The organism is Shimia sp. R9_3, assembly GCF_017743755.1.
Classification (GTDB): domain Bacteria; phylum Pseudomonadota; class Alphaproteobacteria; order Rhodobacterales; family Rhodobacteraceae; genus Shimia.
Genome location: NZ_JAGHRP010000004.1, coordinates 322,660 through 339,775, shown reverse-complemented (window position 1 = coordinate 339,775; position 17,116 = coordinate 322,660). Strand labels below are relative to the sequence as shown.

The window sequence follows — 17,116 nt, the reverse complement described above, 5'->3', positions numbered from 1 at the left end:
GGCTTTCTGCCGAAAGCGTGGGCCGGATGAGGACTTATGCGGAGGGGATCACTGCGCATGAGAGGCGATGAGCACCAATGACACATTATTTTCCGCCCCCGGGCGCGCGCACGCTTGATCCTGAATTGGGCGTGCTTCGGAAGACTTTGTCCGATCTCAACCAAGATCTGCTGCGTGTACATAACGCGCTACGCGCAGAGGATTGGGCAAAGTTTGACGAGGCAACGCAGGTCTATGGTCATCTGCGGCAGTGCATCCGGTTGGCCTTACTGATGGAGGCAGACTTTGAAGAACGCGATGCAAAACAGGGCCATGCCGCCCGAAGCAGCCCCCTTGACCTCGATGCGGCACGAACTTCGATCCGGTGCGGCCTGGATCGCCTCCGAACCTGCCGAGGTTCAGGCGGCTTTTCTGGACAGTCTGAGTGAGGGGGAGCTGTTGGCGCTCCCCTTTTTGTTTGATTTCTGGGCGCTGCCGCATCAGCTGCCGCCCGACGGCGACTGGAAGACCTGGGTGATCCTGGGAGGGCGCGGGGCAGGCAAAACGCGCGCGGGGGCTGAATGGGTGCGCAGTATGGTGGAAGGCGCGCAGCCGCATGATCTGGGACAGGCGCGGCGGGTGGCTCTGGTCGGGGAGACCATCGATCAGGTGCGCGAAGTGATGATTTTTGGCGAAAGCGGGCTGATTGCCTGCGCGCCGCCGGATCGGCGACCTGTCTGGGAGGCGGCGCGGCGCAGGCTTGTTTGGCCAAATGGGGCGATTGCGCAGGCGTTCTCTGCGCATGATCCGGAGAGCCTGCGCGGACCGCAATTTGATGCGGCTTGGGTGGATGAGCTGGCGAAGTGGCGCAATGCGCAGGCGACGTGGGACATGTTGCAGTTTGCGTTGCGGCTTGGCAAGAACCCGCGGCAGGTGGTGACAACAACGCCGCGCAATGTGGGCGTGTTGAAGAAACTGCTGAAGGTGGACAGCACGGTGCAGACCAGCGCGCCGACTGAGGCCAACAGGGCGTATCTGGCAGAGAGTTTCCTGCGAGAAGTCGAGGCGCGCTATGCCGGTACGCGGCTGGGGCGGCAGGAGCTTGCCGGAGAGCTGCTGGAGGACATGGACGGTGCGCTCTGGACACATAGCCAGCTGGAGGGCCTCAGATGTGAGGCGCTGCCGGAGATGAACCGGATCGTGGTGGCGGTGGATCCGCCGGTGAGCGGCCATGCGGGGTCTGATGAATGCGGGATCATTGTGGTGGGGGCCTGCACCAAAGGGGCGGTGCAAGAGTGGCGTGCCTGTGTGCTCGATGACGTGAGTGTGCGGGCCGCCAGCCCGGATGCCTGGGCGCGGGTGGCGCTGACCGCGATGGAAAGCTGGGGCGCAGACCGGCTGGTGGCGGAGGTCAATCAGGGCGGAGATCTGGTGCAAGCGGTCATCAATCAGATTGACCCGTTGGTGCCTTACAAAGCGGTACGCGCCAGCCGTGGAAAGGCTGCGCGGGCTGAGCCTGTGGCGGCGCTTTATGAGCAGGGGCGTGTGACCCATATGACCGGGCTTGAAACGCTCGAAGATCAGATGTGTGAAATGACCACCCAGGGTTTCGCGGGGCAAGGCAGCCCTGATCGTGTGGATGCGCTGGTCTGGGCCTTGCATGAGCTGATCATTGCGCCATCGGCACATTGGCGGCAGCCGCGACTGCGCGAGCTGTGAGCTGCGCAACACCGACCGTGCGATCAGGAAGCCGCAAGTTAAGACAAATTTTAGATACCTGTCAGGGTCAAAGCGCGAAACGTCAAACGCCTGGCGGAATTCGACAGCGCAAGAGCCTTCAGAATGGGAGCGTCATAAATGCTAGGAAAGATCTTTCAGCGTGGCACAGAGCCAAAGGCTCCCGCGACAGCGACGCCTGAGAAGAAGGCAAGCGCCACGGGGCCGGTTGTGGCCTGGCACGGTGCGGGGCGCGTGGCATGGAGCCCACGCGATACGGTTTCGCTCACGCGCACAGGCTTTGCGGGCAATCCAGTGGGGTTTCGCTGTGTCCGGATGATTGCCGAAGCCGCAGCGGCTTTGCCAGTGGTCCTGCAGGACAGCCGCGCGCGCTTTGAGGATCATCCTATTCTGACGCTTTTGGCGCGGCCCAATGGCGGGCAGGGACATGCGGAGCTGTTTGAGGCGCTTTACGGGCAGTTGCTGCTTTCGGGCAATGGCTATGTCGAAGCGGTTTCCGGTGCGGCGGAGGCGCCTGCAGAGCTGCACGTGCTGCGCTCTGACCGCATGAGTGTGGTGCCAGGCAATGACGGCTGGCCGATAGCCTATGAATATGCGGTGGGCGCGCGCAAACACCGGTTTGCGGTGGGGGATGTCTCTCCGATTTGCCACATCAAGATGTTTCACCCTCAGGACGATCACTATGGGTTGTCGCCCATGCAGGCGGCGGCGATGGCGATGGATGTGCACAACAGTGCCTCGCGCTGGTCCAAAGCCTTGCTCGACAATGCGGCAAGACCGTCTGGCGCGATTGTCTACAAGGGGCATGAGGGGCAGGGCAGTCTGAGCAATGACCAATATGACCGGCTGGTGAGCAAAATGGAGAGCCACCATCAGGGCGCGCGTAATGCGGGGCGGCCGATGCTGCTGGAAGGTGGTTTGGATTGGAAGCCCATGGGGTTTTCGCCCAGCGACATGGAGTTTCAGAAAACCAAAGAAGCCGCGGCGCGGGAGATCGCTCTGGCCTTTGGCGTGCCGCCGATGCTGCTTGGTATCCCCGGAGACGCGACCTATGCGAATTATCAGGAGGCGAACCGCGCGTTCTACCGCCTGACGGTGTTGCCTCTGGCGAGCCGGGTCACGGCAGCGGTGGGGACTTGGCTGGCGCAACATACCGGCGAGGCTTTGCAGCTTAAGCCAGACCTCGATCAGGTGCCTGCCTTGGCGCCAGAGCGGGAGGCGCATTGGACCCGTATCGCAGGGGCGGATTTTCTGAGCGAGACGGAGAAACGCGCGATGCTGGGTCTGCTCGCGCGCGCGGCTGAGGATGCCGATGCGTGAGCCGCGCTACGGGTTTGAGCATTTTGACTGTGCGCCGGGTCTGCGGCTTGAGGCACATGAGCGGTTGGCAAAGTTGCAGTTTGATAGTTTGAACCGCCGGTTGGACAAGATTGAGCAGCTGATGGAGCGCTTGGAGCGGCGGCTCTGGTTGACGGTATATGGCGTGGTTGGCGTGATCCTGTCTCAGGCCGTCCAGTCGCTGATGAGCGTGACGCCGTGAGGCGCGTTTGGCGAAGTGAGAGGGAAGCGGATGCAGCAACAGATGGAACTTGAAACCAAATTCGCGCGCGTTGGGAAGGGGCTGACGGTGGAAGACGGCAATGTGATTGCCGGATATGCCAGCCTGTTTGATACGCCTGATCAGGGCGGCGATGTGGTGCAACGCGGTGCCTACGCCAAGTCGCTGAAGGCGCTCTCAGAAAGCGGACGTCAGGTGAAGATGCTGTGGCAGCACGATCCGCGTGAGCCGATTGGCATCTGGGATGAGGTGCGTGAGGACGGCAAGGGGCTGTGGGTCAAAGGGCGACTGCTCGATAGTGTGGCCAAAGGCCGCGAGGCGGCGGCTTTGATTGCGGCCGGTGCGATTGATGGTTTGTCGATTGGCTACCGCACGCAGAAGGCGGCGAAGAGTGCGAAAGGCCAAAGGCTTTTGCAGGAGCTTGAGCTTTGGGAGGTGTCATTGGTGACGTTTCCGATGCTGCCAAGCGCGCGGCTGACCGCGAAGGAGGACGACGCGATGCCTGCATTGCGGGCGATGGTGGCTGCGTTTGAAGACGCAAGCCGTGTGATGTCAGCGCGTTAGAGCGCGGGAAACAACAGAAGCGAGAACAGGAAGATGTCGAAAACCGAGACCGGGTCTCGGATCGGAGAAGATGTGTCTTCGATCCAGGATGTGACCGATGCGGTGGAGAAATTCACCAGCGATCTTAGTGCCTTCATAGGTGACATTCAAGCAGAGTTGAAACAGCAGAAAGAGCGATTGACCATGTTAGAGCGCAAATCCATTTCCGCGGCGCGGCCGCATCTGGCGGCAGCCACAGATTTTGACGCCCCGCATCAGAAGGCTTTTGATGCCTATCTGCGCACCGGGGAGGATGACGGGCTGCGCGGGCTGGAGCTGGAGGGCAAGGCGATGTCTTCAAGCGTGAACAGCGATGGCGGCTATCTGGTGGATCCGCAGACCGCAGAGACCATCAAATCCGTGCTCAACAGCACCGCGAGCATCCGCGCGATTGCCAATGTTGTGACGGTTGAGGCGGGTTCTTACGATGTGCTGATTGACAGCTCTGATGTGGGCGCGGGCTGGGCGGATGAGACCAGCGCTACAGCTGAAACCGGCACGCCCAATATCGAGCGCATCGCCATTCCGCTGCATGAGCTTTCCGCCCTGCCCAAGGCCTCACAGCGGCTGTTGGATGACAGTGCTTTTGATATTGAAGGCTGGCTTGCGGGGCGGATCGCCGACAAGTTTGCCCGCGCTGAGGCGGCGGCCTTCATCAATGGGGATGGCGTGGACAAACCCACGGGGATCATGACCCATCCCACCGTTGCTGAGGTGAGCTGGAGCTGGGGCAACATCGGCTATGTCGCCACGGGTGCGGATGGGGATTTCAACGGTGCGGATGCGCTGGTGGAATTGGTCTATGCGCTTGGGGCGCAGTATCGCGCCAATGGAAGTTTTGTGATGAATTCCAAGACCGCCGGAGCGGTGCGCAAGTTGAAAGACGCGGACGGGCGCTTTCTGTGGTCAGACGGGTTGGCGGCAGGAGAGCCGGCGCGATTGCTCGGCTATCCGGTGCTGATCGCTGAAGATATGCCGGACATTGCCAGCGGTGCAGATGCCATTGCCTTTGGAGATTTTGCGGCGGGCTACACTGTGGCGGAGCGGCCTGATCTGCGTGTGCTGCGCGATCCGTTCAGCGCAAAACCGCATGTTCTTTTCTATGCCACCAAACGCATTGGCGGCGACGTGAGCGATTTTGCGGCGATCAAATTTTTGCGGTTTGCCTTGTCGTAATCCCCGGGTGGGCGCGGGGGTGATCCTCCAAGCCCCGGGCGCGCGTCGGACTGCGTCACGTTGCCTGGCTTACCCCCTCCGTTGAAGCGACGTGAGGACGCGCGCCCTTCTGACCGTAAGCGAGAATTTTGGAGTTATTCCATGATGTTAATCGAAGAAGCTTCGGTGCCTGTTTCGGCGTTGCCGGTGACTGCATTCAAGGAGCATTTGCGGCTTGGCAGCGGCTTTGCGGAAGACAGTTTGCAGGAAGGCGTGTTGGAGAGCTTTCTGAGCGCGGCGATGAGCGCTGTGGAAGCGCGCACCGGCAAAATCCTGATCCGGCGGACCTTTGGCTGGACGGTTTATGGCTGGCGCGATGGGGTGGCGCAGGGGCTTCCGGTGGCGCCGGTCACGCAAATCCTTGAAGTGACGCTGACAGATGCGCAGGGCGTGGCTGTGACGGTCGCTTCAAGTGCCTACCAGCTTGTGCAGGACACGCACCGCCCATCAGTGCGCGGTGTGGCCGGAGCCTTGCCAGGGATTCCCACCAACGGCAGCGTGACCCTGCGCTTTGAGGCGGGGTTTGGCGCAATCTGGGCAGAGATCCCTGCAGATTTGCGGCAAGCGGTTCTGCTGTTGGCGGCGCATTACTATGAGTTCCGCCAGGAAACCACGCTGAGTGAAGGCTGTATGCCGTTTGGCGTGACCAGTTTGCTGGAGCGGTATCGCGCGGTTCGCTTGGGGCTGGGGGCAGACCAATGAGCCCGGCGGTCAAAGCGGTGACGCTGTCGCGCAAGCTGGTTCTGGAGCGGCCCTTGGCGGCACCGGACGGCGCAGGCGGCTTTGCCCGCACATGGGAAGCTCTTGGAACGGTCTGGGCCGACGTGCGCCTGCGCAGCGGGCGGGAGCGTGATGGCGGGGACATGTCGCTGAGCAGCCTGCGTTACAAGATCACGCTGCGCGGGGCTCCGGTCGGGTCGCAGATGCGCCCGACGCCGGACTGCCGGTTTCGCGACGGGGCCAGGATTTTCACAATCGAGGCTGTGGCGGAGGCGGATGGCCTTGGGCGCTACCTGATTTGCCACACCACGGAGGAGGAAGCGCAATGAGCTATGGGGCAGGCGCGGCACTTCAGGCGGCGGTGTATCAGGCGCTTCAGGCGGATGTGGCTCTGGATGGTCTGGTGAATGGGGCGATCTATGACGCGATGCCTGCCGGTCGGGTGCCTGAGCTGTTTGTCTCGCTGGGCGCAGAGACCGTGCGGGACCGCTCTGATCAGTTGAACGGCGGCGCGGAGCATCGCTTTGTTGTCTCCGTTGTCTGTGAGGCGACAGGATTTGCGCGGGCCAAGACCGTCGGGGCGGCGATCAGCGATATTTTGGCTGGCAATCGGCTGCCGTTGGCGCGTGGGCGTGTGGTGTTTCTCGTCTTTGATCGCGCAACGGCGAGACGGGACACGCAGAAAAATCTGCGTCGAATTGATCTGCGGTTTCGGGCGCGGGTTGAGGACGATCAAAACTAAGTTTCGGAGAGAGATGATGGGTGCACAGAGCGGCAAAGATCTGTTGATCAAGGTAGATCTGACCGGGAGTGGTCAGTTTGAGAGCGTGGCGGGGCTGCGCGCGACGCGGATCAGTTTTAACGCGGAAAGCGTGGATGTGACCTCGCTTGAAAGCCAAGGTGGCTGGCGAGAGTTGCTGGCGGGAGCCGGGGTAAAATCGGCCGCGCTGAGCGGATCGGGCGTGTTCAAAGACGCCGCCACGGATGAGCGCGCGCGCCAGATTTTCTTTGACGGGGAAACACCGAATTTTCAGGTGGTTATTCCCGATTTTGGCATCGTGGAAGGGGCGTTTCAGATCACGTCCATCGAGTATGCGGGCAACCATGACGTTGAAGCGACCTATGAGATGGCAATGGCCAGCGCCGGGGCGCTGAGCTTTGCGGCGGCGTGAAAATGGCCAATCCGTTTGCAGGTGAAGTGACGCTGACGTTGAACGGGCAGCGTCATGTGCTCAAGCTCACGTTGGGGGCGTTGGCAGAGCTTGAGGCGCAGCTTGGCGAAGACACGCTGGTGGCCTTGATTGCGCGCTTTGAAGACGGTGCGTTTGCGAGCCGGGATGTGCTGGCGCTGATCCTGGCCGGGCTGCGCGGTGGCGGATGGGCCGGAGAGAAAGACGAGCTGAAGCAGGCGGATATTGCAGGTGGGCCGATGGAGGCGGCGCGGGTGGCCGCGCAGCTGTTGGTTGGCGCATTTGGCGCGCCGGAGGTCCATGGCGCACGAGAGACAGATGGCGCGGTTTGACTGGCCTGCACTGATGCGCGCCGGGATTGGCGGATTGCGACTGACACCAGCGGACTTCTGGGCGCTCACGCCAGCGGAATTGTCGCTGTTGTTGGGAGAGGGGCGCGGCCAAAGCGCGCTCACTCGCGCAGGCTTTGACGCCTTATTGCGCGCCTATCCAGACAAATATGAGGAGCCAGAAGATGGATGATTTTGACGCCTTTGACGGAGAGATTGAGGCGTTGGAAGGCAGCCTCGGCGATGCGGCGGCGATGGTGGCCGGTTTTGACGGGGCGCTGCGGCGGATGCAGCAGTCTTTGAGCGCGACGGGTCAGGATGCGGCGAGCCTTGAAAAGAGCATGAACCGCGGGCTGCGCAAAGCCTTTGATGGCCTCGTGTTTGATGGCGCCAAGCTCTCGGACGCGCTGAGCAATCTGGCGCAGAGCATGGTGAATGCAGCGTATCGCAGTGCGGCGCAGCCGGTTCAGGATCAGCTCGGGCAGGTCATCACTAGTGGTGTTGGCAGTTTTCTGGGGGATCTGCTGCCGTTTGCGGATGGGGCCGGTTTCACACAGGGGCGCGTGATGCCCTTCGCCAATGGGGGCGTTGTGAGCGGGCCGGTGAGCTTTCCCATGCGTGGTGGGCGCGGCTTGATGGGGGAAGCGGGCCCCGAAGCGATTTTGCCGCTGTCGCGCGGGCCGGATGGAAAGCTTGGCGTGCGCAGCGCGCAGGGCGCGGCACCGGTGCGGGTGGTGGTGAATGTCTCAACGCCGGATGCCGAGAGTTTTCAGCGCTCCAAAGGGCAGATCGCCACGCAGATGAGCCGGGCTTTGGCACGGGCGCAACGCAACAGATAGGAGGGCGCGATGAGTTTTCATGAGGTGCAATTTCCCACGACGTTGAGTTTTGGCTCGGTGGGAGGGCCGCAGCGTCGCACGGAGGTGGTGACGCTGGTGAACGGATTTGAGGAGCGCAACACGCCATGGGCGCATTCGCGGCGCAGCTATGATGCAGGGTTGGCGATGCGCTCTGTGGATGATCTGGGGACGTTGATTGCGTTTTTTGAGGCGCGGCAGGGGCAGCTCAACGGGTTTCGCTGGAAAGACTGGTCGGACTACAAATCATGTCCTGTGTCTCAGGATGTGCAGTTTGACGATCAGGTGATTGGATCAGGAGATGGCGGCAATGCGCTGTTTCAGCTCACAAAAACCTATGTGTCTGGCGCGCAGAGCTATGCGCGGCCGATCCATAAACCGGTAGAGGGCACTGTGCGGGTCGGCGTGGACGGTGCTGCGCTTGTGGAAGGCAACGACTTCACAGTAAACAGCGAGACGGGCGAGATCACATTGATCTCCCCTCCTGCTACCGGGACAGAGGTCACCGCAGGGTTTGAGTTTGATGTGCCGGTGCGGTTTGACACGGATCAGATCCAGACCAGCGTTGCGAGTTTCAAGGCCGGGGAAGTGCCCAATGTGCCGATTGTCGAGGTGCGGGTCTGATGGCGTTTCAAACCGAGCTGTTAGCGCATCTTCAAAGCGGGGCCACAACGGTTGCGCGCGCCTGGGGGATCGAGCGGAATGATGGTGTTCGGCTGGGGTTTACGGATCATGACCGGGATCTGAGCTTTGAAGGCTTTGCCTTCCGTGCCTCCACGGGATTGACGGCAAGTGCGCTTGAGCAAGGCACCGGGCTGGCTGTGGACAACAGTGAGGCGGTTGGGGTGCTCAGCGATGCTTCGGTGCGCGCCGAGGATATCGCAGCGGGGCGTCTGGATGGGGCGGAGATCACCTGTTGGCTGGTGAACTGGGCGATGCCCACCGAGCGCAGCGTGCTGTTTCGCGGCTCCATCGGGGAGATGCGGCAGGCTGGTGGTGCCTTTGTGGCCGAGCTGCGCGGCTTGTCAGAACGGCTGAATATGCCGCGTGGGCAGGTCTATCAAAGGGCATGTACCGCCGTGTTGGGGGATGCGTCCTGCGGGGTGGATGTGAGTGACCCTGCGATGGTCGCTGACCCGGTGGTGGAAGAGCTGCGCGACCGCAGCGTGTTTCGGTTCAGCACTCTGTTGGGTTTTGATCCGGGGTGGTTCACACATGGTCAGCTGCGCGTGCTGAGCGGGGCGGCAGACGGGCTCACGGGGTTGATCAAGCGCGACACCTTTGAGGGTGGCTGGCGCGTGATTGAACTGTGGGAGCCGATGCCGACTGCGCTGGCTACCGGTGATCAGCTGCGTCTGATTGCGGGCTGCGACAAGCGGTTTTCAACCTGCGGGGCGAAATTTAGCAACAGGCTCAATTTTCAAGGCTTTCCCGACATTCCCGGAGAAGACTGGATCACCAGCTATCCCACCAAGAGTGGCAGCAACACCGGAGGCAGTTTGCGATGAACACAGCAGACGGGGCAAAGGTGGTGGAAATCGCCCGGCGTTGGATTGGAACGCCCTATCGCCATCAGGCAAGCCTGATGGGCGCAGGAACCGATTGCCTGGGGCTTATTCGCGGCGTGTGGCGCACGCTTTACGGCCAAGAGGCCGCTTTGGTGCCGCCCTACACAAAGGACTGGGCAGAAGCACGCAATGAGGAAGTGCTCTGGCAGGCGGCGGCAACCTATTTGCTGCCAAAGTCGCTCGTCGAGGAGGCTGTGGGAGATGTGCTGTTGTTTCGTATGAAATCGGGCGCTGTGGCCAAGCATCTTGGCATCGCAGGGCGCGTGGGAGCGGAGGCCAGTGTGATCCACGCCTATGGCGGACATGCGGTGGTGGAGAACGCGCTGAGCCTGCCGTGGCGTCGCCGCATCGTTGGGCGTTTTGCGTTTCCTGCGCCCGAGACGGATCTTTCAAAGACAACGGCCAATAAGGAGTGCAGCACATGGCAACGGTGATTTTGGCTGCGGCAGGCGCGGCTGTTGGAGGATCGCTTGGTGGGACGGTTGCCGGGATCACAATCGCGGCGGTTGGCCGCTTTGCGGGCGCGACCGTTGGCAAGCTGATTGATCAGAGCTTGCTGGGCGGCGGTGCCGATGTGGTGGAAACCGGCAAAGTCGAGCGCTTTCGCCTGACGGGATCTGCAGAAGGTGCAGCACAGGCGCGTGTCTTTGGGCGGGTGCGCCTGCCAGGGCAGGTGATCTGGACAACACGTTTTCTGGAAACCGTGACTGAGACAGAGGCGAGCGGCGGCAAGGGACGCCCGAGCCAGCCCAAGACGCGCAGTTACAGCTATTCGGTGTCTCTGGCGATCGCTCTGTGTGAGGGCGAGATTGCCCGCGTGGGGCGAATCTGGGCGGATGGTATTGAGCTCTCGCCAGAAGATCTCACCTTTCGTGTACACAGCGGCAGCGCCGATCAACTACCCGATCCCAAGATGGAAGCGGTGGAAGGTGCAGGCATGGTGCCAGGTTATCGCGGGACCGCTTATGTGGTGATTGAAGATCTGGAGCTGGCACCCTTTGGCAATCGTGTGCCGCAGTTCAGCTTTGAGGTTGTGAGACCGACGCCCAAGCCTGTGCCGTCACATGCCTCAGACTATGCCGAGACCGTGCGTGCTGTCGCCTTGATGCCGGGGACAGGTGAGTACGCCTTAGCCAAGTCACAAGTCTATTTACAGAGCGAAACCGGTGAAACGCGGGCGGCGAATGAAAACACTCCGGCGGGTAAGTCAGATTTTTGCGCGTCAGTGGAAGCGCTGACCGAGGAATTGCCAAATTGTAAGGCCACATCGCTGATTGTCAGTTGGTTTGGCAATGACCTTCGTGCGGCAGAGTGTGAGTTGCGGCCCAAGGTCGAGCAGAGAGACGTAGATGGTGTGAAGATGCCTTGGCGTGTGACGGGCGTTCCTCGGGCGCAGGCGCAGGAAGTGGCGCGCGTCGCGGGGCGACCGGTTTATGGGGGCACGCCTGCGGATGCAGCCGTGATTGAGGCGATACGCCATTTGCAGAGCGCTGGGCAGGACGTGATGTTTTATCCGTTTATTCTGATGGAGCAGCTGGAGGGCAATGGGCGCAACGATCCATGGAGCGATGCCATAGACCAGCCGGTGTTGCCGTGGCGGGGGCGTATCACGCTTTCCAAAGCGCCGGGGCAGGTTGGGACGACAGATGGCACAAGCGCAGCGGATGCGGAGGTCGCAGCGTTCTTTGGCACCGCGCAGGCTTCAGACTTTCAGGTGTCGAGCGACGGCGTGAGCTACAGTGGGCCGGAGGAGTGGTCTTATCGGCGGTTTATACTGCACAATGCGGCGCTTTGTGCCGCGGCGGGGGGCGTTGACGCCTTTTGCATCGGCTCAGAAATGCGCGCCCTGACCCAGATTAGAGGGGCCAACGGATTTCCAGCTGTTGCTCAGTTGATCGCCCTTGCGGCGGAGGCGCGTTTTCTGCTCGGGTCATCCGTCAAGATCGGCTACGCGGCGGATTGGTCGGAGTATTTTGGCTATCATCCGCAGGATGGCAGCGGGGATGTGTATTTTCATCTAGATCCCCTTTGGGCGGATGCGGAGATCGATTTTGTCGGGATCGACAACTATATGCCGTTGTCAGATTGGCGTTATGAGGCGGACCATAGTGATGGGGAGCGCTGGGATGCGGTTCATAATCTCACATACTTGAAGACACAGATTGCGGGCGGGGAAGGGTATGACTGGTATTACCCGTCGCGTGCAGCGCGGGATGTGCAAAGCCGCAGTCCGATTGAGGATGGGGCTTTTGGAGAGCCTTGGGTCTATCGCTACAAAGATATCAGGAATTGGTGGTCCAACCCGCATCATGAGCGCATCGGAGGCCAGCGTCAGGCCATTCAGACAGCATGGGTGCCAGCTTCAAAGCCTGTCTGGTTTACGGAGATAGGCTGCGCAGCAATCGATTTGGGTACAAACCAGCCCAATAAGTTTCTGGATGAAAAATCCTCTGAAACCGCGTTGCCCTTTTTCTCCAGAGGGTTGCGGGATGACCTTATGCAGCAATCTTATATGCAGGCTTTGCATGAGTATTGGAAGCAGCCAGCCAACAATCCGGTCTCGGGGGCATATGGCGGGACTATGGTTGATACCCAGCGCATGTTTGCCTGGGCATGGGATGCACGTCCGTTTCCCGCCTTTCCCAATGAGCGGGAGATTTGGACAGATGGTGGGAACTATGCCAAGGGGCATTGGCTCAATGGGCGGGCCACAAACCGCACCTTGGCGTCGGTTGTTGAGGAAATCTGCATTGCTGCTGGCGTTGAGCACTACGATGTTTCGCAGCTCTACGGCGTCGTGCGTGGTTATGTGCAGAGTGACGTGGCAGATGGGCGTGCCGCTTTGCAGCCTTTGATGTTGCGCCATGGATTTGATGCGCTGGAACGCGATGGCGTCCTGTGTTTCGTGATGCGGGGCTTGCGCGGCGAAACAGTGTTGAACACAGATGATTTGGCGCTTTCGAGTGACATCGATGGGGATTGGGAGCTGAGCCGGGCACCGAATGCGGAAATGGCGGGCCGTGTGCGGTTGAACTTCACCTTGGCGGAGCGGGACTTTGATGCGGCTTCAGAGGAAGCCATTTTGCATGATGAAACCACCTTTGCCGTGGCGCAAAGCGAGGTGACAGAGGTTTTGACGCGCAGTGAGGGGCGGCAGACCGCTGAGCGCTGGCTCGCAGAGTCCCGCGTCGCCAGAGACCGCGTGAAGCTGGCTCTGCCTCCGAGCCGTATGGAGCTGGGCGCGGGGGATGTGGTCGCGCTGGGCCAAGATGGCATGGAGCAACAGAGCTTTCGGCTTGATCGCGTGACACAGCAGGGGGCGCAGGTTCTGGAGGGCGCACGCATCGCGCCTTCGATCTATGTGCCCTCAGAAACGGAAAGTGATCCGCCCAGGGGCAGTGGGTTCGTGCCGCCGGTGCCGGTGCAGTCGCTTTTTCTAGATGTGCCTTTGATGACGGGGGGCGAAGTGCCCCATGCGCCCCATATTGCCTGCACCGGCAAACCGTGGCCGGGCAGTGTGGCGGTCTATTCCAGTGATACAGACGAGGGCTACGCGCTCAATCAGCTTCTGGACGTGCCTGCCTTCGTTGGGATTACCAAATCGCCGCTACCGTCTGCAGATGCAGGGCTGTGGGATCGCAGCGCCGGGCTGGAGGTCGAGATGATCCAAGGTACGCTTCAAAGCCTCCCGCGCCTTGAGCTGCTAAATGGCGGCAATCTCGCCTACATCGGTGATGGGACACCGGGGGGGTGGGAGGCTTTTCAGTTCCAGACCGCTGAGTTGGTCGGGGAGCGCCGATACCGGTTGTCAGGTCGCCTAAGAGGGCAGCTTGGGACCGAAGGCGATTTTGCCGCATCCTGGCCGGAAGGGAGTTGGCTTGTGGTCATGTCTCCGGCGGTGACACAGATTGATTTGCCGCGCCAATACCGGGGTGCCGAGCGCAACTACCGCATCGGCCCCGCGCAGCGCGCGTTGTTTGATCCGACATACACCCACTATGTGGAAGCTTTTGAGGGGATTGGTCTTCGCCCCTATGCCCCTGCGCATCTCGAGGCGCAAAGGGACGCCGCAGGTGACCTCACATTGAGCTGGATCAGACGCACCCGACTTGATGGGGACAGTTGGGAGGGGCTGGATGTGCCTTTGGGAGAAGAGAGCGAAGCCTACTTAATCAAAGTCTTTGTTGGAGAGGTTCAGATGCGGGAGGAACAGGTGCAGACACCGAGCTGGACATTCTCGCAAGCGGATCAGCAGGCAGACGGCATTGGCGCTGGTGGGCGCATTGAGGTGGCACAGATCTCAGCCAGTTTTGGTGCGGGCAGCGCAAATCACTGTTTAGCCTTAATCACGAGAAAATGAGGTGTTCCATTCCATTTGGTTTTATGTGCATTCACACCTTTGAATTTGGCGCTTGTTGATTACCTAGTGTAGTCTGACAGGGACAGAAAGGTGTGACCATGGCTGAGATGCAACCAAAAGTAACCGAGCTGGACCCGGTTTGGCAGCAGATCACGCGTGAAGCCCAAGAGGCCGTGCGTGAAGAACCTCTGATGGGTGGTTTGGTACACGCTTGTGTATTGCACCATCACTCCATTGAACGCGCGTTGAGCTATCGCTTTGCGGCGAAACTCTCGTCCAATGAGATGTCGATGGTGATCCTGCGCGAGATTGCGGATGAAGCTTTTGCCGCTGATCCGGCCCTCGCAGCGTCGGCGCGCGCAGATCTTATGGCGATCTATGAGCGCGACCCGGCTTGCCACCGTTTGCTGCAGCCGATTCTTTATTTCAAGGGCTATCAGGCTGTGCAGGCCTACCGGATCGGTCATTGGCTCTGGGAGCAGGGGCGCTATGACCTGTCCTACTTCATCCAGATGCGCACCAGCGAGATTTTTGGCATCGACATCCATCCGGCTGCCAAGATCGGCAAAGGCATCATGATTGACCATGCCCATTCCATTGTGATCGGCGAAACCGCAGTGGTGGGAGACAATGTCTCCATGCTGCACTCGGTGACGCTGGGCGGGACCGGTAAAGAGGAAGAAGATCGCCATCCCAAGATTGGCGACGGTGTTCTGATCGGCGCAGGTGCCAAGGTGCTTGGCAACATTCGCGTGGGGCACTGCAGCCGTATCGCAGCGGGTTCTGTGGTGCTTCAGGAAGTGCCACCATGCAAAACCGTCGCGGGTGTTCCTGCGAAAGTGGTTGGTGAGGCTGGGTGTGACCAGCCTGCGGTCAGCATGGATCAGGTGCTGTCCGAAGCAGGGAAGATCAAAGTCTAACCTTATTGAGAATTGTCAGAGCGGCTTGTGATTTCTTTTGTGAAATCAAGCCGCTCGGCTTTGTTTGTGATCTTCGTTTGCAGCCTTGTTGGAAGGTGCAAACTCAAACGCATCCACCAATGATCCAAACTGAACCTGTGTGGAACGGGTCGATTTGAAAGCTTGGTGCGCAGCAAGGGCTGGCTCTGCGATTAACGCTGCGCTGCTCTCGGATGTATCTTCCAGATCTGTTGAAACCTTCGCCACGACGGCTTGAAGTTTCGACATTTGATCATTGAGGTCCGCGATCTGGCCTGACAGCTCTTGGTTCCGTTTGGCGTAAATCCGGTATGCCGAGGTAAAGCCGATCAGGCAGGCAACAGGGGCGACAGCTGCGCCAAAGGTTCCCAATGTCAAAAGATGCGACCAAAAGGGGGACGCGCTGGGCAGTGGGGTGAATGCCGATAGCGCGGCGGCTGTTGCACCTGCCATGGAAGCCGCGGCGGCCACAGATGTCAGTACGGCGCTTCTGGACGCGCGCTTGTGGGGCGCTATGGCTCTTGAACATCGTGTTTCTGACACAAGTCTCTCCTGACGCTTGGCCCACCCCATGTGATGCGTAGCGACGTTATAGGGAGGGTCTTATCAGATGTTTAAACTTGTGCCGGTTTACAAATCGGCCCAGCGGAGAACCGCGTGAAGAGGGCCGCTCTCAGCGTTATTCCGCTGGAATACGGGCTTATTCGAAGGTGAGAGGGGCAAAAGCGCCATCTCACCTCCCAAAAAGCGACGCTCAGGCGAGCATTGCCATTGGATTTTCAAGATTGTCGACGATGGACTGCAACAGTTGCGCGCCCAAAGCGCCGTCGATCACACGGTGGTCGACAGACAGGGTGACAGACATCACCGTGGCCACGCTGATTTGTCCGTCCTCATCAACAACCGGTTTCTTCGCACCGGCTCCGACCGCTAAAATCGCGCCATGAGGCGGGTTGATCACGGCGTCAAAGTTGTCGATGCCAAACATGCCGAGGTTGGAAATCGCAAAACTGCCGCCTTGGTACTCATGTGGGGCCAGTTTGCGGTCTCGGGCACGGGCGGCGAGGTCTTTCATCTCGGCTGATAGGGCGGACAATGACTTCATTTCCGCGTCTTTGAGCACCGGGGTGAACAGGCCGCCTTCGATGGCGACCGCAACGGCCACATCTGAGGGCTTGAGCTTCAAAATCCGGTCGCTGGCCCAGACGGCATTGGCATCCGGCACCTCTTGCAGGGCCAAAGCACAGGCTTTGATAATGAAATCATTGACCGACAGCTTTGCGCCGCGTTTTTCCAACTGTTTGTTCAATTGGCTGCGGAAGGCCAGAAGCGCGTCCAATTTGATGTCGCGCCGCAGATAGAAATGCGGAATCGACTGTTTGGCCTCCGTCAGACGGGCGGCGATGGTTTTGCGCATGCCATCAAGCGCGACTTCTTCAAAATCGCGGTCTGCATACATGCGCAGGACGGTATCCGCTTCGGGGCCGCTGGCCATTGGGGCGGCCTTTGCAGCTGGGGCGGCTGAAACACTTGCCGGTGCTTTGGCTGCGGCGGGGGCGGCGCTTGCACCTTCTACATCAGCTTTCACAATCCGACCGCGGGGGCCGGAGCCTGTGATTGTGGCCAAATCAATACCCTTGTCGGCCGCTATTCTGCGCGCGAGCGGGGAGGCAAAGATACGGTTGCCATCGGAGCTGACAGGAGCGGACGGAGCAGGGGCGCTGGCTGTGGGCGCTTTGGTGGGCTCGGATGCCTCTGCAGGAGCTGCTCCCGGTGTAGCAGCAGGTGCGGCGCCAATATCGTCCGCGCTTTCGCCATCTTCGAGCAAAATGGCGATGACCGCGTTGACATGGACCCCTTCGGAGCCTTCCGGAACCAGAATTTTGCCAACTACACCGTCTTCGACGGCTTCAAACTCCATTGTGGCCTTGTCGGTCTCGATTTCCGCGAGCAAATCACCGGAGGAGACCGTGTCGCCCTCTTTCACAAGCCATTTGGCCAAAGTGCCTTCTTCCATCGTGGGAGAAAGCGCGGGCATGAGGATTTCTATGGGCATCTGCGT

19 protein-coding genes are annotated in these 17,116 nt (G+C 60.3%); 17 read left to right on the top strand and 2 right to left on the bottom strand.

All coding sequences use genetic code 11. The features are described 5' to 3' along the window. Window positions 1–297: 297 nt before the first annotated feature. The 17 genes from J7412_RS12980 (at window position 298) to cysE (ending at window position 15,036) form a co-directional block, all read left to right on the top strand. On the top strand, window positions 298–1,698 hold the full coding sequence (locus J7412_RS12980; protein WP_247743915.1) for a terminase family protein: 1,401 nt from the start codon (window positions 298–300) through the stop codon (window positions 1,696–1,698). Between the two features lie 138 nt (window positions 1,699–1,836). Next, the gene (locus tag J7412_RS12975; protein ID WP_209079018.1) at window positions 1,837–3,036 is read left to right on the top strand and encodes a phage portal protein; all 1,200 of its coding nucleotides are present in this window, start codon (window positions 1,837–1,839) and stop codon (window positions 3,034–3,036) included. Beyond that, window positions 3,023–3,256, top strand: coding sequence for a hypothetical protein (locus J7412_RS12970; RefSeq protein WP_209079017.1), 234 nt, complete (start codon window positions 3,023–3,025; stop codon window positions 3,254–3,256). Before J7412_RS12975 ends, J7412_RS12970 begins: the two co-directional genes overlap by 14 nt. 42 nt (window positions 3,257–3,298) lie before the next feature. Then, window positions 3,299–3,838, top strand: coding sequence for an HK97 family phage prohead protease (locus J7412_RS12965; protein WP_247743914.1), 540 nt, complete (start codon window positions 3,299–3,301; stop codon window positions 3,836–3,838). A gap of 33 nt (window positions 3,839–3,871) precedes the next feature. Continuing rightward, complete coding sequence (locus J7412_RS12960) at window positions 3,872–5,053, top strand: phage major capsid protein (protein ID WP_209079015.1); 1,182 nt, start codon at window positions 3,872–3,874, stop codon at window positions 5,051–5,053. Window positions 5,054–5,194: 141 nt separating this feature from the next. Next, window positions 5,195–5,794 carry a head-tail connector protein gene (locus J7412_RS12955; RefSeq protein ID WP_209079014.1) on the top strand — a complete coding sequence of 200 codons (600 nt, stop codon included), beginning with the start codon at window positions 5,195–5,197 and terminating at the stop codon, window positions 5,792–5,794. After that, window positions 5,791–6,141 carry a head-tail adaptor protein gene (locus tag J7412_RS12950; protein WP_209079013.1) on the top strand — a complete coding sequence of 117 codons (351 nt, stop codon included), beginning with the start codon at window positions 5,791–5,793 and terminating at the stop codon, window positions 6,139–6,141. The genes J7412_RS12955 and J7412_RS12950 overlap by 4 nt, the downstream gene beginning before the upstream one ends. Continuing rightward, window positions 6,138–6,554, top strand: a complete 417-nt coding sequence (locus J7412_RS12945) for a DUF3168 domain-containing protein (protein ID WP_209079012.1) — start codon at window positions 6,138–6,140, stop codon at window positions 6,552–6,554. Before J7412_RS12950 ends, J7412_RS12945 begins: the two co-directional genes overlap by 4 nt. Window positions 6,555–6,570: 16 nt before the next feature. Further along, window positions 6,571–6,984, top strand: coding sequence for a phage major tail protein, TP901-1 family (locus tag J7412_RS12940; protein ID WP_209079011.1), 414 nt, complete (start codon window positions 6,571–6,573; stop codon window positions 6,982–6,984). A gap of 2 nt (window positions 6,985–6,986) precedes the next feature. After that, entirely contained in the window at window positions 6,987–7,334 is a 348-nt protein-coding gene (locus J7412_RS12935; RefSeq protein ID WP_209079010.1) for a gene transfer agent family protein, read from the top strand. After that, window positions 7,321–7,524: a rcc01693 family protein gene (locus J7412_RS12930; RefSeq protein WP_209062241.1), complete on the top strand. Its 204-nt coding sequence runs from the start codon at window positions 7,321–7,323 to the stop codon at window positions 7,522–7,524. Before J7412_RS12935 ends, J7412_RS12930 begins: the two co-directional genes overlap by 14 nt. Beyond that, window positions 7,517–8,170 carry a phage tail tape measure protein gene (locus J7412_RS12925; RefSeq protein ID WP_209079009.1) on the top strand — a complete coding sequence of 218 codons (654 nt, stop codon included), beginning with the start codon at window positions 7,517–7,519 and terminating at the stop codon, window positions 8,168–8,170. The genes J7412_RS12930 and J7412_RS12925 overlap by 8 nt, the downstream gene beginning before the upstream one ends. 9 nt (window positions 8,171–8,179) lie before the next feature. Then, a complete protein-coding gene (locus tag J7412_RS12920) occupies window positions 8,180–8,812 on the top strand; it encodes a DUF2460 domain-containing protein (protein WP_209079008.1) in 633 nt (210 codons plus the stop codon). Continuing rightward, window positions 8,812–9,696, top strand: coding sequence for a DUF2163 domain-containing protein (locus tag J7412_RS12915; RefSeq protein ID WP_209079007.1), 885 nt, complete (start codon window positions 8,812–8,814; stop codon window positions 9,694–9,696). The genes J7412_RS12920 and J7412_RS12915 overlap by 1 nt, the downstream gene beginning before the upstream one ends. Then, complete coding sequence (locus tag J7412_RS12910) at window positions 9,693–10,190, top strand: peptidase (protein WP_209079006.1); 498 nt, start codon at window positions 9,693–9,695, stop codon at window positions 10,188–10,190. Before J7412_RS12915 ends, J7412_RS12910 begins: the two co-directional genes overlap by 4 nt. Next, on the top strand, window positions 10,178–14,116 hold the full coding sequence (locus J7412_RS12905; RefSeq protein WP_209079005.1) for a glycoside hydrolase/phage tail family protein: 3,939 nt from the start codon (window positions 10,178–10,180) through the stop codon (window positions 14,114–14,116). Before J7412_RS12910 ends, J7412_RS12905 begins: the two co-directional genes overlap by 13 nt. 98 nt (window positions 14,117–14,214) lie before the next feature. Next, window positions 14,215–15,036 carry a serine O-acetyltransferase gene (cysE, locus tag J7412_RS12900; protein WP_209079004.1) on the top strand — a complete coding sequence of 274 codons (822 nt, stop codon included), beginning with the start codon at window positions 14,215–14,217 and terminating at the stop codon, window positions 15,034–15,036. Between the two features lie 45 nt (window positions 15,037–15,081). Here the strand turns inward: cysE and J7412_RS12895 are convergent, their stop codons facing one another. After that, window positions 15,082–15,597 carry a hypothetical protein gene (locus J7412_RS12895; protein ID WP_209079003.1) on the bottom strand — a complete coding sequence of 172 codons (516 nt, stop codon included), beginning with the start codon at window positions 15,595–15,597 and terminating at the stop codon, window positions 15,082–15,084. 211 nt (window positions 15,598–15,808) lie between these two features. Then, window positions 15,809–17,110 (bottom strand): pyruvate dehydrogenase complex dihydrolipoamide acetyltransferase, encoded by a 1,302-nt coding sequence (locus J7412_RS12890; protein WP_209079002.1) that lies wholly within the window; start codon window positions 17,108–17,110, stop codon window positions 15,809–15,811. Between the last annotated feature and the right edge of the window lie 6 nt (window positions 17,111–17,116).